Origin of the sequence: Microbacterium sp. K36 (assembly GCF_004794355.1) — a bacterium.
In the GTDB taxonomy this organism is placed as follows: Bacteria; Actinomycetota; Actinomycetes; order Actinomycetales; family Microbacteriaceae; genus Microbacterium; species Microbacterium paraoxydans_D.
Map to the genome: position 1 here is coordinate 47,482 of NZ_SSDN01000056.1, position 14,335 is coordinate 61,816.

General features: G+C 71.0%; 14 protein-coding genes. 10 read left to right on the forward strand and 4 right to left on the reverse strand.

Translation table 11 applies throughout. The annotated features are described in order from the left end of the window. Positions 1 to 9 precede the first annotated feature (9 nt). Positions 10 to 246, forward strand: a complete 237-nt coding sequence (locus tag DW296_RS05180; RefSeq protein WP_136051370.1) for a response regulator — start codon at positions 10 to 12, stop codon at positions 244 to 246. 2 nt (positions 247 to 248) lie between these two features. Here DW296_RS05180 and nucS read toward each other — a convergent pair whose 3' ends face one another. Both nucS and DW296_RS05190 read right to left on the reverse strand, forming a co-directional pair. Then, positions 249 to 944, reverse strand: a complete 696-nt coding sequence (gene nucS, locus DW296_RS05185; protein WP_060923428.1) for an endonuclease NucS — start codon at positions 942 to 944, stop codon at positions 249 to 251. Between the two features lie 35 nt (positions 945 to 979). Beyond that, on the reverse strand, positions 980 to 1,819 hold the full coding sequence (locus DW296_RS05190) for a GAP family protein (protein WP_136051371.1): 840 nt from the start codon (positions 1,817 to 1,819) through the stop codon (positions 980 to 982). Between the two features lie 115 nt (positions 1,820 to 1,934). Here DW296_RS05190 and DW296_RS05195 point away from each other — a divergent pair, with 115 nt between their 5' ends. Beyond that, positions 1,935 to 3,131, forward strand: a complete 1,197-nt coding sequence (locus DW296_RS05195; protein WP_136051372.1) for a sensor histidine kinase — start codon at positions 1,935 to 1,937, stop codon at positions 3,129 to 3,131. Beyond that, positions 3,128 to 3,772 (forward strand): response regulator, encoded by a 645-nt coding sequence (locus DW296_RS05200; protein WP_136051373.1) that lies wholly within the window; start codon positions 3,128 to 3,130, stop codon positions 3,770 to 3,772. Before DW296_RS05195 ends, DW296_RS05200 begins: the two co-directional genes overlap by 4 nt. Before the next feature lies 1 nt (position 3,773). On the opposite strand, the gene DW296_RS05205 is transcribed toward DW296_RS05200, so the two are convergent. Next, positions 3,774 to 5,012: an MFS transporter gene (locus DW296_RS05205; protein ID WP_126894403.1), complete on the reverse strand. Its 1,239-nt coding sequence runs from the start codon at positions 5,010 to 5,012 to the stop codon at positions 3,774 to 3,776. 60 nt (positions 5,013 to 5,072) lie between these two features. Between DW296_RS05205 and DW296_RS05210 the strand changes: the two genes are divergently transcribed. Next, positions 5,073 to 6,134 (forward strand): LacI family DNA-binding transcriptional regulator, encoded by a 1,062-nt coding sequence (locus tag DW296_RS05210; RefSeq protein WP_136051374.1) that lies wholly within the window; start codon positions 5,073 to 5,075, stop codon positions 6,132 to 6,134. A gap of 13 nt (positions 6,135 to 6,147) precedes the next feature. On the opposite strand, the gene DW296_RS05215 is transcribed toward DW296_RS05210, so the two are convergent. After that, positions 6,148 to 7,650: a hypothetical protein gene (locus tag DW296_RS05215; protein ID WP_136051375.1), complete on the reverse strand. Its 1,503-nt coding sequence runs from the start codon at positions 7,648 to 7,650 to the stop codon at positions 6,148 to 6,150. A 120-nt stretch (positions 7,651 to 7,770) separates the two neighbouring features. Between DW296_RS05215 and DW296_RS05220 the strand changes: the two genes are divergently transcribed. The 6 genes from DW296_RS05220 to mnhG are packed head-to-tail and all read left to right on the forward strand — an operon-like array spanning position 7,771 to position 14,125. Next, positions 7,771 to 10,743, forward strand: a complete 2,973-nt coding sequence (locus DW296_RS05220; protein ID WP_136051376.1) for a Na+/H+ antiporter subunit A — start codon at positions 7,771 to 7,773, stop codon at positions 10,741 to 10,743. Next, on the forward strand, positions 10,743 to 11,333 hold the full coding sequence (locus DW296_RS05225) for a Na(+)/H(+) antiporter subunit C (RefSeq protein ID WP_136051377.1): 591 nt from the start codon (positions 10,743 to 10,745) through the stop codon (positions 11,331 to 11,333). The genes DW296_RS05220 and DW296_RS05225 overlap by 1 nt, the downstream gene beginning before the upstream one ends. Beyond that, positions 11,330 to 12,883 (forward strand): Na+/H+ antiporter subunit D, encoded by a 1,554-nt coding sequence (locus tag DW296_RS05230; RefSeq protein WP_136051378.1) that lies wholly within the window; start codon positions 11,330 to 11,332, stop codon positions 12,881 to 12,883. The genes DW296_RS05225 and DW296_RS05230 overlap by 4 nt, the downstream gene beginning before the upstream one ends. Then, the gene (locus DW296_RS05235; RefSeq protein ID WP_071328008.1) at positions 12,880 to 13,473 is read left to right on the forward strand and encodes a Na+/H+ antiporter subunit E; all 594 of its coding nucleotides are present in this window, start codon (positions 12,880 to 12,882) and stop codon (positions 13,471 to 13,473) included. The genes DW296_RS05230 and DW296_RS05235 overlap by 4 nt, the downstream gene beginning before the upstream one ends. Further along, positions 13,470 to 13,739, forward strand: a complete 270-nt coding sequence (locus tag DW296_RS05240; RefSeq protein ID WP_025105196.1) for a monovalent cation/H+ antiporter complex subunit F — start codon at positions 13,470 to 13,472, stop codon at positions 13,737 to 13,739. Before DW296_RS05235 ends, DW296_RS05240 begins: the two co-directional genes overlap by 4 nt. Next, positions 13,736 to 14,125: a monovalent cation/H(+) antiporter subunit G gene (gene mnhG / locus DW296_RS05245; protein ID WP_071328007.1), complete on the forward strand. Its 390-nt coding sequence runs from the start codon at positions 13,736 to 13,738 to the stop codon at positions 14,123 to 14,125. Before DW296_RS05240 ends, mnhG begins: the two co-directional genes overlap by 4 nt. The last annotated feature ends 210 nt before the right edge of the window (positions 14,126 to 14,335 follow it).

Consider the following 14,335-nt stretch of genomic DNA (forward strand, 5'->3'; position numbering starts at 1 on the left):
AATGGGGGCATGTACGTGTCGGTGGAAGTCATCACGATGCTGGCGACGGCCGCGACGACTCTCGTCGCGATCATCAGCGGATTCGGCTGGATGATCGGTCGGATGGACACGCGGTTCGCCGCGATCGACGCGAGGTTCGCGATCCAGGACGCGAAGTTCGACCGGATCGAGCACGAGCTCACCGAGGTGAAGATCGCGATCGCACGGCTGGAGGGTCCGCGGCCGCGCCTGGTCTCGACGCGCTGAGGTCAGAAGAGGCGGGGGATGCCCGATTCGATGCCCTTCATGTCGTCGTAGTCGAGCACGAGGCAGCGGATGCCGCGATCCTCGGCGAGGACGCGGGCCTGCGGCTTGATCTCCTGGGCGGCGAACACGCCCTGCACCGGGGCGAGGTGGGGGTCGCGACCCAGGAGCTCGAGGTAGCGGGTGAGCTGCTCGACGCCGTCGATGTCGCCGCGGCGCTTGACCTCGACCGCGATCGCCACGCCGTCGGCGTCGCGCACGAGCAGGTCGACCGGGCCGATGGCCGTGGGGTACTCGCGACGGACCAGGGTGGCACCCTCGGCGACGCGGTCCACCTGTTCCGCGAGCAGGCGCTGCAGGTCGGCCTCGACGCCGTCCTTCTGCAGGCCGGGGTCGATCCCGAGCTCGTGGCTGGAGTCGTGGATGACCTCGTAGATCTGCACGCGGAGGGCATCGCCGGTCTTCTTGTGGGTCACGCGCCACACCTCGACGACGCCGGCGCCGGCCTCCTCCTCGCCCGGTTCCTCGGTCGCCAGCACACACGGCGGGCTCATCCAGTTCAGCGGCTTGTAGCTGCCGCCGTCGGAGTGCACGAGCAGACTCCCGTCACCCTTATGCACGAGCAGCCGGGTGGCGAGCGGAAGATGGGCGTTGAGTCGGCCGGTGTAGTCGACCGAGCAGCGGGCGATGACGAGACGCACCCGACGAGCCTACTTCGTCGTCGCCGGTCACGCGCTCAGAGGAACGCGTCGAAGAGTCCGAGCTCGGTCGCGGCGGAGCGGGCGATGAGGAAGCCGATGATGCCGATGATCCACGCCGTGTTTTCCGCGCCCGTCCGCTCCATCCAGGCGGCGAAGCGTTCCAGCGGACGCTGCACGAGCGGGGCCGCCACCAGTCGCAGCACGAGGAGCACGAGCGCCGGGGCGATCATCAGCGCGCAGTACCCGGCCAGGGAGAGCACCCGGAGCGGCGTGTCGACGCCGGCGTCCGCGAGCATCGTCATCGCCACGATGTACGGGAGCATCGTCGCGACCTCCACGAGCCCCGCGGCGATGGCGACGGCCATGACCGCGAATCCCCGAGTCTGCGGGTCGAGCAGGCGTTCCCGCCACCGAGCGATCCGACCGGGACGCGGTGCGGTCGTCGCGGCGGCGGTCGAGGGAACGGGTGGGCGTGCCGGGGGGATCGACCCGGACAGCGGTTCGCTGCCCGGCACACTGGGGCTGGTGGCCGCGGGCGCTCCGACCGGCGCCGCTTCCGCAGGCTTCGTCGGCATCACGAAGGCGGTGACGAGCAGGGCGGCGCCGACGACGAGACGGGTGATCATGCCCACGGGAGAGCTCAGGAAGTCGGAGGCGACGTCGACGAGGTTCACCAGGCCCCAGAGGAAGAGGAGGCCGACCACGAGATAGAACACCGCGATCGTCGCGAGGTAGAGGAGGATCCGCCCGGCGCGCACGCGTCCGGGGTGCAGGAGGAGGAAGACCGGGATGAGCAGCGTCCCGACGCTCAGACCGTCGATGAGCGCGAGCACGGCGAGGGAGAGGGGCAGTGGCAGCCCGCCGAAGAGTTCCATGCGTCCACGATCCCGGCGGCACGCCGAGCGCGGATCGGGCGAAAGTCGGGGTCGTCCGGAAGCCCTCATCCTTTGGTCGGATGCGACGCCGTCCGCGCCGTGGTTGCATGAGGGCATGCACGATCCCGCCGACGGAAGGCCCGCCGCCTGGTACCGGGGGCATCGGTGGTGGGTGGACCCGTTGGCCATGGCCGCCCTCGCGACGGTCATGGCGGCTCTCGGGTTCCACGGCCTCTGGGGGCCCTTCTCCCTGCTGCCTGAGGACGTCTCGCCGTGGTGGGCGCTGGTCCTCGCGATCCCGGCCTGCGCTCTGGCCCTCGGCAAGCGCCGTCGTCCGTGGACCGTGCTCGCCCTCGTCGCCGTGCTCTTCGTCGCGGACCTGCTCACGGTCGGCGGCGTCGGAACCCTCGTGGTCCTGCTGGACGTGCTGTGGACGGCGGCCTTCCGCGCCGGCCCACGCGGGCGCCGCGTGCTGCTCGTGCTCCTGGGCGTGGCGACCGTCGCCCTCTTCCTCGGGGCCCTGCTCTCCTCGGCGGCGGCACCCGCCGTCGCGGTGCTGTTCGCGGTGCAGTTCGGCGCCATCTTCGGAACGGACTACTGGTGGGCGGTGGCGGTGTCGCAGGCGCACGAGCTGGCCGACCTGCATCGTCAGCGTGCGGAGGACGCCGCAGCCACCGCCGCCCGAGACCGGGCGCAGGCCGTGCAGCGCGAGCGCGAGGCGATGGCGCGCGAACTGCACGACGTGGTGGCCGGGCACGTGATGGCCATGGCCATCCGGGCGGAGGCGGCGCTCGCCGCGCCCCCGACGCGGGCGGACGATCGCGCCGCTCTGCAGGCCGTGCGCGATGCCGGGCTGGACGCGCACGGAGCCCTGCGCACCATGATCGGGGTGCTGCGCCGCGGCGACGGGGCGCTCGCGCCGACCCCGGGATGGGCCGACCTCGAGGGCCTCGCGGCGGAGGCCCGACGCTCGGGCTTGGACGTGCGCCTCGCCGTCGAGGACCCGGGTGCGCTCGGCGGCGGCGGCGAGCAGGCGGTCGTGCGGGTGGTGCGCGAGGCACTGGGCAACTGTGTCCGCCATGCCAACGGTGCCGTGGTCGAGGTGACCATCGGCCCGGTCGACGCGCAGGCCCGCGTCGCGGTGCGGTCGCGGGGCGGCACACCGACCGCGACCGCCGGACAGGATGGCGAGGGGTGGGGGCTGCAGATGCTGCGGGAGCGCGTCACCGCCCTCGGCGGGACGTTCCGGGCCGGTCCGGAGGCCGACGGCTGGCTGGTCGAGGCCCGACTGCCGGCAGGGGCCCGGGCATGACCGTTCCGACCGTGCTGCTCGCCGACGACCACGGCGCGATCAGGGCCGGCCTGCGCATCATGCTGGAGACGCACGACATCACTGTCGTCGGGGAGGCTGCCGACGGCGAGGTGGCCGTGCGCAATGCCGCAGCGCTCCGGCCGGATGTCGTCCTCATGGATCTGCGCATGCCAGGACGCGACGGGGTCTCCGCCACCCGCGAGATCGTCGAGCGCGGACTGGGGGATGTGCTCGTCTTGACGAGCTTCGACGAGGACGAGCTCGTGCTCGCCGCGATCCGGGCGGGAGCGGTCGGATTCCTCCTGAAGACCGTCGACGCGCCGACTCTCGTCCAGGCGGTGCGCGCCGTCGCCGTCGGAGACGGGGCGCTGGACCCGCGGGTCACCCGCCGCGCGCTCGCCGCCGTGGCGGCGTCCGCTCCGGAGCCCACGCCTATGACGACGTTCGCGCTGCCGGAGCTGACGCCCCGGGAGCACGACGTCCTCGACGGGATCCTGCAGGGGTGGTCGAACGCCCAGCTCGCCGCGCGCCTGCGGATCTCCGTCCCGACGGTGAAGACGCACGTCTCGAACGTCCTCACCAAGCTCGGCGCGCGCAGCCGGTCGCACGCGGCTGCGCTCGTCCGGGGGGTCGAGGACTGAGTCAGCGCTCGACGGTCGGAACCGCCGGAGCCTTCTCCTCCGCGCGCAGCGGTCGGGCGGCGCCGGAGAACAGGCCGGAGAGCACGACGAGCGCGACGAGGATGAAGAGCGTGTTGAGCAGTCCGATGTGCTCGCTGATGACCCCGAGCACCGGCGGGCCGCCGAGGAACGCCACGTAGCCGATGGTCGCCGCCGCGCTCACCCGCGCGGCGGCCTTGGCCGGGTCGTCCGCCGCGGCCGACATGCCGAGGGGGAAGCCGAGCGACGCACCGATGCCCCACAGCGCCGCGCCGACGAGGACCAGCGGCAGCGTGGGCGCGAGGATGAACAGCAGGATCCCGGTGGCGGCGGTCGCGGCCAGGATGCGCAGCACCAGCACCCGGCCGAAGCGGTCGACCAGCGGTCCGCCGAAGAGGCGCACCACCGTCATGCCGACGGAGAACACCGCCAGGGCGACGGCGCCTGTGCCCTCCGCGAAGCCGTGCCCCTGCTCCGTGCCCAGGGCGATCCAGTCGTTGGCTCCGCCCTCTGCGAAGGACATACCGAGCATGACGGTCCCCAGCAGATACGTGCGCGGCTCGCGCCAGGCTTCGAGCGCCGTGTGCATCCGCTGGCGGAACGGAGGCTTCTCGTGGTCCTCGGGGTCGAGCGCGGCCTCGCGCACGGGCACCTGGAAGAAGCAGACGACGGCGATCACGGCGATGAGGACGCCCATCGACACCGCGTGCGTGCCGACGTCGACCTTGAGGGCCGCGGCGAGGGCGCCGATGCCGGCGCCGAGCACGGTGCCGAAACTGAAGAACGCGTGGAAGACCGGCAGGATCGTGCGGCCCATCTGCTGTTCGATGGCGGTGGCCTCGACGTTCATCATCACGTCGACGCAGCCGTTGCCGAAGCCGAAGAGCACCATGCCGATGAGGACGACAGGCACCGACCCGAAGACGGTCGCGCCGAGGCCGACGAGGGCGATGCCCGAGGCGAACGTGAGCATCGCCAGGAGCATGCCGCGCCGCGCACCGGTCCGCGCCATGACGGCGGGGCTCGTCGAGATGCCGAGGATGGACGCCACGCCCATGCCCAGGAGGATCAGGCCGACCTGCGCGTTGTCGAGGTCGAGCGCCTCCTTGATCCCCGGCACGCGGGAGGCCCAGGTCGCGATCGAGAGTCCGCTGGCGAGAAAGATGGCGAAGATCGCGGTGCGCCAGCGCACGAACTGCGAGCGGGTGAGGGCGGTGTCCATGGCGGACAGCCTATCGAATCGATTCGACCTTTCGCGACCGAACCGGGCTATCCTCGGAGTATGACCAGGGAGACGCCGCGCCGGCCCACGATCGCCGATGTGGCTCGGGAGGCGGGGGTCGCCACCTCGACCGCGTCCGTCGTGTTCAGCGGCAAGGCCAAGGTCGCACCCGCCACCCGCGACCGGGTGCTCGCCGCCGCGACCGACCTCGGCTACACAGGGCCCGACCCTCGCGCCGCCTCCCTTCGTCGCGGGCGTAGCGGCATCGTGGCGGTGGTCCTCGAGGGGCATCTGCGGGCGGCCTTCCTCGACCCGGTGACGACCGCGATGATGGACGGCCTCACCGACGGGCTCGCCGATCTCAGCGCCGGGATCCTCCTCATGCGCGACGAGCCGGGCGAGGACGGCTCGGCCATAGCGAGCGCCCCCGTCGACGCCGTCGTGCTGATCGGATGCTCCGGACGCACCCGCGCGTCCCTGGAGATCGTGCTCGGCCGTGGTCTCCCCGTCGTCGTCATCGAGGGCGACGCAGGGCTCGACGTCCCGCGCATCACCCTGGACAACGTCGCCGCCTCCGCGGACATCGCGCGCCACGTGCACGACCTCGGGCATCGCGACGTCGCCCTCGTCACGCTGTCGCTGGACGCCGAACGCGAGCGCACCCTCATCACACCGGAGCGGTTGGCGAACGCCACCGTCGACGTCACCGTCGATCGGCTCGCCGGCATGCGCGAGATCTTCCCCGACGCACCGGCGATCTCGGCCTCCGGCAGCCTCATCGACGAGGGCATCCTCGTCGGGCGGATGCTGCTGGCCGATCCCGACGCCCGCCCGACCGCCGTGCTCGCGCAGAGCGACCTGCTGGCCGTGGGCGTGATCCGCGCCGCGGAGGAGCTCGGGCTCCGGGTTCCCGAAGACCTCTCGGTCGCCGGATTCGACGGCATCCCGCTGGACGGCCTCGGCGACCTCACCCTCACCACCAGCGTGCAGCCGGCGGTCGAGAAGGGGAGGGCCGCGGGGGAGCAGGTCGCCCGCATGCTCCGCGGGGAGCCCGGCGTCACGCAGGACCTGCACTGCGTGTTCCGCGCGGGCACGACGACCGCGCCGCCCCCGTCGCGCTGACAGGCCGCACCGGTCAGGAGCGGGCAGGCCCGAGGGGAAGCGTCGCCGGCGCGTAGTCGAGGATGCGGTAGCGCCCGCACGCCACGACGGCCGTGGGCGCCGCGGCGGTCGGCAGGTTCCATGCCACCGTCTGTGCGTCCTCGATGAGGAACGACACCTGACCCACCGCGAAGTCGCGGCGGTCGACCAGCCACGCGTACCCGTGGAGCTCGTGGTCGACCTGCACGAGCCTGGTCGGGTCGGTCGCGTGCAGCTTCGGCAGCCGTACGGTCCAGAACTGTCCGGCGCCGGTGCGCTCCGACGCGTCCACCCAGTCCGTGACGCAGGCGAGGTCGGCGTCGGTAGCGCTCGTCGCCTTCACGATGCGGGGTACGGATGCGGCACCGCCGATGAGGAGGGCGACGACGACGACGGCGGGGGCGAGACGAGTCAGCGCGGCTCGCCGGACCCGGACGCGCGGCAGGGTGAGGAGGGCGAGGATCGGAGCGAAGACGAGTGGCTGCAGGTACCGCGCCGCGTGCGTCCCCGCCGCGATGCCGCCGATGAGCACGACGAACGGGAGTGCCCAGGCGGCCGTGGCCACCAGGCGGTCACCGGCGTCCGACGCGTGAGCCGTCCGCACGACCGCGAGCACGGTCAGCGCCAGTACGGCGACTGTGCCGAGCACCCCGCCGGGCGACGACAGCCGGTCGATCGCGAGGTCGGCGTAGTACACGGCGGAGTGGATCCATTCCGCCGGCTGGATGTAGCCGGCGCCGGAGTTCGCAATCCATGCCGAGAAAGGAATGCGACCGAGGAAGCCGAGGATGCTGCCCCCGACCAGCGCGGCGATCAGCGCGAGACCCCGGCGCCGGACCGCGGGCGTGGTGAGACAGAGGCCGCCCAGCACGAGGGAGAGGGGCACCGTGGCCCACGCGGCGAACAGCGGATTGCTGAGGGTCGCTAACGCTGCGAGCACCCCGAGCACGAGCGGGAGCGCGACGGCACCGGCAGGGCGATCGAGGAACCGCCGACACAGGCCGACCGCGACCAGCACGCCCACGACGGTCGCGGAGTAGTACGTGGTCGTCAGCATCAGCGACGCGAGCTCGAGCGCGTCGCGGGACGGCCCGGACTCCGTGACGATGAGGAGACAGAACACGGCGAGGGCGCCGACCGACCAGGCGACCGGTGCTCGACCCTCGGCGCGCCTCCCGGCTACGAGGCGGAGCGCGCCGTAGAGCGCGAGGACGTTGACCACCGCGTTGGCCGCGAGCACGCCATCCACGTCGAGCGGCAGGAGGGCGTCGAGGGCCGTGAAGACGGCGATCTCGGGGAGGAAGAGCACGCTGGACAGCGCCCAGTCACCTCCGCCCCCGTCAAGGATCGAGCGGCCGACGAGGGCCACGATCAGCGAGTCCCCGTCGTCGAACATCAGGGCCGAGCGCGGCGAGGAGGCGAGGTGTCCGACGGCGAGGAGCGCCAGCGCCAGCGCGGCCGCCCAGCCCGCCAGTTCGCGTCCCCAGACCCGCCGCATGCGACCACTCTGACACGCGATCTCGAAGCTCGCGGGGCCGACAGGCGTCTCGGCCCGGTAAACTGGACGGACACCGCCCGCCTGAGCCGCACGGCCGACGAGCCCCGAGGAGCCGCGTATATGCTGATGCTCCTCGCAGTGTTCCTTCTCGGGTCGCTCTTGATGCCCGTCTTGGTGCGCTGGCTGGGAGCTCAGGCTTTCGCGGTCGCCGCCCTCGTCCCGGCTGCCGCGTTCGTGCACGCGCTCGTGCTCACGCCGCAGGTGCTCGACGGCCCCGTCCCGTTCGTCTCCGTGCCGTGGATCCCGCAGCTCGGGCTGAACCTGTCCATGAACATGGACGTGCTCGGGTGGGTGCTCACGCTCATCGTCACGGGCGTCGGCGCCCTCGTGCTCCTCTACTGCCGCTGGTACTTCCATGACGAGGCCGCGGGCATCGGGCAGTTCGCCGGCGTCCTGCTCGCCTTCGCCGGCGCGATGTACGGCCTCGTCCTCACCGACGACCTCGTGATGCTCGTGATGTTCTGGGAGGCCACGAGCATCCTCTCCTACCTCCTCATCGGTCACTACCGCCGCCGCGCCGCCAGCCGTCGCGCCGCGCTGCAGGCGCTCCTGGTGACCACGCTGGGCGGACTGGTGATGTTCGTCGGCGTCGTGTTGCTCGTTGTCGACACCGGGACGTCGAGCATCCGGGAGATCCTCGCCATCGCGCCGACCGGCCCGATCGTCGATGCGGCCATCGTCATGCTCCTGATCGGCGCCATCAGCAAGTCGGCGCTGTTCCCCTTCCACTTCTGGCTCCCCGGCGCCATGGCGGCCCCGACCCCGGTCAGCGCCTACCTGCATGCCGCGGCCATGGTGAAGGCGGGCATCTACCTCATCGCGCGGTTCGCGCCCATCTTCGCGTTCAGTCCGACGTGGCGGCCGATCGTGCTCACGCTCGGCATCCTCACCATGCTCCTCGGGGGCATTCAGGCGCTGCGCGAGACCGACCTCAAGCGCGTGCTCGCGTTCGGCACCGTGAGCCAGCTCGGCTTCTTCGCGGTCGTCGTCGGCTACGGCACGCAGGCGGCCGCCCTCGCCGGCCTCGCGCTGGTGATCGGGCACGCGCTGTTCAAGTCGGCGCTGTTCCTCATCGTGGGCGTGATCGACCGGCAGCTCTCCACGCGTGACGTGACCGAGCTCTCCGGCGTCGGCCGACAGGCGCCGGTCATGGCCACCGCCGCGTTCATCGCCGTGGCGTCGATGGCCGGGGTGGCCCCGACCATCGGATTCGTGGCGAAGGAATCGACGCTGACCGCGCTCCTGGACGATGCGCTCGGCGGCTCCGTGTGGGGCCTCGTCGCCCTGATCGGCGTCGCCCTCGGATCCATGCTGACCGTGGCATATGGCGTCCGCTTCCTCTGGGGCGCGTTCTGGACCAAGCGCGATGCGGACGGACAGCGACAGCCGGACACGGTCTGGCCCGATCCCCCCGTGGGCTTCCTCTCCGCACCGATCATCCTCGCCGGCGTGACGCTCGCCGCAGGGATCGGCGCCCCGGCCCTCGACGTCGCCCTCCAGCCCTACGCGCTGACCGCCACGCCGGGACTCGACCACGAGGGGGCAGCCGTGGAGGGCCCGGGGCACCTGGCGCTCTGGCACGGCCTCGAGCCCGCCCTCGGCATCTCGCTCCTGTCGATCCTGCTCGGCATCGGGCTCTTCCTCCTCACGAGGCGGACCGGATGGGACCGTCGCCCGCGACTGCTGCCGTTCACGGCGGCCGACGCCTACTACGTGGTGATGCGCGGCATCGACCGGCTGTCGGTGCTGAGCACGACGCTCACCCAGCGCGGTTCGCTGCCCGTGTACGTCGGGACGATCTTCGTCGTCTTCGTCGCCGCCGAGGTCACCGCGCTCGTGGCGAGCGACATCGACCGCTATCAGCTCTCGCTCTGGCATACGCCGGCCCAGCTCGCCGTCGCCCCGATCATGGCCGTCGCCGGCGTCGTGGCGGTGCGTGCGCGCAAGCGCTACACCGGCGTCGTGCTCGCCTCGGTCACCGGCCTGGGCATGGTCGTGCTCTTCGCGACCAGCGGGGCACCGGATCTCGCGCTCACCCAGATCCTCGTCGAGACGGTGACGATGGTGACCTTCGCGCTCGTGCTGCGCCGCCTTCCGGCGCGGATGGGCGAGCACAACGAGTCCGTCAGCCGGATCCCCCGCGCGCTGCTCGGCATCGGCGTCGGTCTGACGATGGCGTTCGTCGCCGTCGTCGCCACCCAGTCCCGCGTGGCCGACCCGATCTCCGCGATCTTCCCCGAGATCGCGTACGAGATCGGCCACGGCAAGAACGTCGTCAACGTGGCGCTGGTCGACCTCCGCGGCTGGGACACGATGGGCGAACTCTCCGTGCTGGTGCTCGCCGCGACCGGTGTCGCCTCGCTCGTGTTCGTCACCCACCGCGCCGACCTCCTCGCCGCCACGAAGACGCTGCCGCGCTCGGTGCGCAAGTCCGCGCGGAGCCGGCCGCTCGTGGAGACCACGGACGGCGTGCGCTTCCAGACCGCGGAGAACCGATCGGCGCCGCGCGCCTGGCTCGTCGGCGGCCAGAAGATGAAGCCGGAGAACCGGTCGATCCTGCTCGAGGTGATCGTCCGCATCCTGTTCCACACGATCATCGTCGTCTCGATCTTCCTCCTCTTCGCCGGGCACAACCTCCCCGGCGGCGGCTTCGCGGGCGGACTCGTCGCGGGCATGGCCCTCGTGATGCGCTACATCGCCGGAGGGCGCTGGGAGCTGGGCGCCGCCGCTCCGACCGATGCCGGTCGCCTCCTCGGCGCGGGCCTGATCCTCGCCGTGGGCACCGCGGTGGTCCCGCTGTTCTTCGGCCTCGCGCCGCTCACCAGCACCTTCTGGGAGTGGGAGATCCCCGGTATCGGGCACATGGAGTTCGTCACCTCGACCATCTTCGACATCGGCGTGTACCTCGTCGTGATCGGACTCGTCCTCGACGTGCTCCGCAGCCTCGGTGCGGAGGTCGACCGACAGGCCGCGCTCCGCCCCGGCGAGAGCACCGCCGTCGACTTCTCCTCGCGGACCGGGGGGAACGGCTGATGGACGTCTCGCTCGCCCTCATCGCGATCATGGCCGTGCTCTTCGCCTGCGGCGTGTACGCGATGCTGGAGCGCAGCCTCACCCGCGTCCTCATCGGCTTCCTCCTGCTCGGCAACGCCACGAACCTGCTGCTCCTGATCGTGATGGGCGTGCCGGGCAACGCGCCGTTCTTCGGTACCGAGGGCGATCTGAGCGACCCGCTGCCGCAGGCTCTGACGCTCACGGCGATCGTCATCACGTTCGCCGTCTCGGCCTTCCTGCTCGCGCTCATCTACCGGTCGTGGCAGCTCGGCCAGGCGGACACGGTCGAGGACGACGAGGCCGACATCGCGCTGCGCGAGCGCACCGACGAAGACGAAGACCTCATGGACGACGAGTCGGAGACGGACGACGGCGACGCCACGACCGACTTCGTGGGCGTGCAGACCGCGCCGATCACCGTCCTGCACATGCGCGACAACCCGGCGATCCACGATGACGCCCCGTACGACGCGCCCTACGTGCCCGAGCCGGAGCCCGAACCCGACGGCGCCATCGACGGCGCTGCAGACCGGGACGACGACACGACAGACGGGGAGGGCAGGCCATGACCACGCTCGTCCCGCTCCTCGTCGCCCTGCCGCTCCTCGGCGCGGCGATCACCCTCGTCTTCGGTCGCAATGCGCGCCTGCAGGTGTTCGTCACCGTCGCCACGCTCGCCGTCGTGTCCGTCATCGCGGCGGTGCTGCTCGTCGTGGTCGACGCGGGCTCCCCGCTCGCGGTGTCCGTGGGCGGGTGGCCTGTGCCGTTCGGCATCGTCCTCTACGTCGACCGTCTCGCCGCACTCCTGGTGCTCGTCTCCAGCGTCGTGCTGCTCGCGGTCCTCCTCTTCTCCATCGGTCAGGGTGTGGCCGACGGGGCGGACGAGACTCCGATCTCGATCTTCAACCCCTCCTACCTGATCCTCGCCGCCGGCATCTTCAACGCCTTCATCGCCGGTGACCTGTTCAACCTGTACGTCGGATTCGAGATCCTCCTCGTGGCCTCGTACGTGCTCATCACCCTGGGCAGCACCGAGTCCCGCATCCGCACCGGTGCCGTCTACATCGTCGTCTCGCTGGTGTCGTCGATCCTGTTCCTCGCGTCGATCGCGATGATCTACGGCGCCCTCGGCACGGTCAACATGGCCCAGATCGCCGAGCGGATGGCGGAGCTCCCGCAGGACACGCAGCTCGTCCTGCACCTCATGCTCGTGGTCGCCTTCGGGATCAAGGCCGCGATCTTCCCTGTGTCGTTCTGGCTGCCCGACTCGTATCCGACGGCCCCCGCGCCGGTGACGGCCGTGTTCGCCGGCCTGCTGACCAAGGTCGGCGTGTACGCGCTGATCCGGACGGAGACCCAGCTCTTCGCCTCGAACAGCATCGACACGCTGCTGCTCATCATCGCGCTGGCGACGATGATCGTCGGAGTGCTCGGCGCCGTCGCGCAGGCCGAGCTCAAACGGATCCTGTCGTTCACGCTCGTCAGCCACGTCGGCTACATGATCTTCGGTCTCGCGATCGCGACCCCGGCCGCCATCGGCGCGACGGTGTACTACATCGTCCACCACATCGTCGTGCAGACCACCCTGTTCCTCGCGGTGGGACTCATCGAACGTCGGGCCGGCAGCACCTCCATCCTCCGGGTGAAGGGCCTGCTCAAGATCGCCCCGGTGATCGCGCTGCTGTACTTCATCCCCGCGATCAACCTCGGTGGTCTGCCACCGTTCTCCGGGTTCATCGGCAAGTTCGCCCTGTTCGAGGCCGCGGCCTCCGTGGGCACTCCGCTCATGATCGTGCTCATCTTCGGCGGCATCATCACCTCGCTGCTCACCCTGTACGCGCTCATGCGCGCCTGGAACCTCGCGTTCTGGCGCGAGGAGGAGGACTCGACCGAGACCGAGGGCCGCATCTCCTACCTCACCGGAGCCCCCGCCGCGGATGAGCAGCAGGAGCGCCGGCACATTCCGAGGATCATGACCGTGGCCACCGCGGGCATGGTCACCGTCACGGTGGCCCTGACGATCTTCGCCGGACCGCTGTACGCTCTGTGCGACCGTATCGGGGCGGGCCTGCTGCAGCCGGTCAACCTCGTCCAGCTGGAAGACGAGGTGGAGGGATGAGCCCCGAGACCAAGAGCGTCTGGCGGGACATCGGCATGCAGCTGCCGTTCCTCGCCTGGCTGATCGTGCTGTGGATGCTGCTGTGGGCCCAGTTCACGGTGCTCTCCTTCCTCACGGGGCTCGTGGTGGCCATCTTCGTGACGCGGGTGTTCCGTCTGCCCACGGTCGAGCTCTCCGGGCGCATCAACCTCTGGTACGGCGCGCTGTTCGTCGTGCAGTTCCTGTTCGCGATCCTCCGGGGCGCGCTCTCGGTGACCGTGCAGGTGTTCGACTTCCGTCGGCAGCCCGGTACGGCCATCATCGCGGTGCCCCTCCGCTACGCCGATGACCTCGTCCTGACGCACGTCGCCGTGGTGTCGTCGCTCATCCCGGGGTCCCTCGTCGTCGAGGCGGATCGGGACCGCGGGATCCTCTACCTGCACGTGATCGGCGTGCGCAGCAAGGAGGATGTCGAGACGCAGCGGCAGGGTGTGCTCGGCTGGGAGAAGCGCATCGTCCGGGCGCTCGGCAATCCGACCCAGTACCGGGCGCTGAAGGCCGACGAGCGTGCCGGCCGCATCGACCCCGCGACGATCGGCGGTGCGCGATGAACACCCTGCTCCTCATCATCCTCGCCGTGTTCGGTGTGGCCGCGATCCTCGCCGTGATCCGCATCGTGCGTGGTCCGTCGATCCTCGACCGCGCCGTCGCCGCCGACGTGCTGCTGACCGAGGTCATGTGCGTGCTCGGCGCCGAGATGGCCATCAACGGCCACACCCGCAATATCCCCGTGCTCCTCATCATCGCGGCGGTCGGCGTGTTCGGGTCGATCGCGGTCGCCCGCTTCGTCGCGAGAAGGGACAACACGACACCATGAACGTGTTCGGTCTGATGATCCCTGATGCCGTCGTCGACGTGGCGGTGCTCGTCCTCATCCTGCTCGGGGCGATCCTCTGCCTCTCCGCCTCCGTGGGGCTCCTGCACTTCCGTGACGTGCCCACGCGGCTGCACGCCGCGACGAAGCCGCAGGTTCTCGGACTGCTGCTGATCTGCGTCGCGATCGCCCTGTCGCAGCGGTCGATCGGCGGCGTGCTGTTCGGCCTCGTGCTCGTGGCCCCCGTGGTGCTCATGCAGTTCGCGACCGCGCCGCTGTCCGCGCACATGGTCGGTCGCCAGGCCTATCGCAACGGCACGATCGAGCAGCGGGGTCTCGTCGTCGACGAGCTCGCCGAGTCGAAGCAGACCCCTCCCGCCGCCGGCTGACCGCCTCGCCGCAGACTGCCGGCCTCGCCGCCGACGTAGCCGGTTCCGCCCGCTGTCGGTTCACAACTCAGGAGATCCGCGGCGTCATCGGGCCGCGCGTGCGCTCAGGTCGGATGGGGGACGGATTCTCCTGAATTGTGAACGCCGCGCGCGGCCCCCACTTCTCCTCCACCGCCTCGCGATCCGGAGCGGACACTCCACATCCGGCCT

Bases quoted from the DNA above. Each gene is read 5' to 3' on its own strand.
- DW296_RS05235 (WP_071328008.1), top strand. From the start codon at position 12,880: ATGAGCCCCGAGACCAAGAGCGTCTGGCGGGACATCGGCATGCAGCTG.
- DW296_RS05220 (WP_136051376.1), top strand. From the start codon at position 7,771: ATGCTGATGCTCCTCGCAGTGTTCCTTCTCGGGTCGCTCTTGATGCCC.
- DW296_RS05215 (WP_136051375.1), bottom strand. From the start codon at position 7,650: ATGCGGCGGGTCTGGGGACGCGAACTGGCGGGCTGGGCGGCCGCGCTG.
- DW296_RS05210 (WP_136051374.1), top strand. From the start codon at position 5,073: ATGACCAGGGAGACGCCGCGCCGGCCCACGATCGCCGATGTGGCTCGG.
- DW296_RS05230 (WP_136051378.1), top strand. From the start codon at position 11,330: ATGACCACGCTCGTCCCGCTCCTCGTCGCCCTGCCGCTCCTCGGCGCG.
- DW296_RS05180 (WP_136051370.1), top strand. From the start codon at position 10: ATGTACGTGTCGGTGGAAGTCATCACGATGCTGGCGACGGCCGCGACG.
- DW296_RS05240 (WP_025105196.1), top strand. From the start codon at position 13,470: ATGAACACCCTGCTCCTCATCATCCTCGCCGTGTTCGGTGTGGCCGCG.
- DW296_RS05200 (WP_136051373.1), top strand. From the start codon at position 3,128: ATGACCGTTCCGACCGTGCTGCTCGCCGACGACCACGGCGCGATCAGG.
- DW296_RS05190 (WP_136051371.1), bottom strand. From the start codon at position 1,819: ATGGAACTCTTCGGCGGGCTGCCACTGCCCCTCTCCCTCGCCGTGCTC.
- DW296_RS05225 (WP_136051377.1), top strand. From the start codon at position 10,743: ATGGACGTCTCGCTCGCCCTCATCGCGATCATGGCCGTGCTCTTCGCC.
- DW296_RS05195 (WP_136051372.1), top strand. From the start codon at position 1,935: ATGCACGATCCCGCCGACGGAAGGCCCGCCGCCTGGTACCGGGGGCAT.
- DW296_RS05205 (WP_126894403.1), bottom strand. From the start codon at position 5,012: ATGGACACCGCCCTCACCCGCTCGCAGTTCGTGCGCTGGCGCACCGCG.
- mnhG (WP_071328007.1), top strand. From the start codon at position 13,736: ATGAACGTGTTCGGTCTGATGATCCCTGATGCCGTCGTCGACGTGGCG.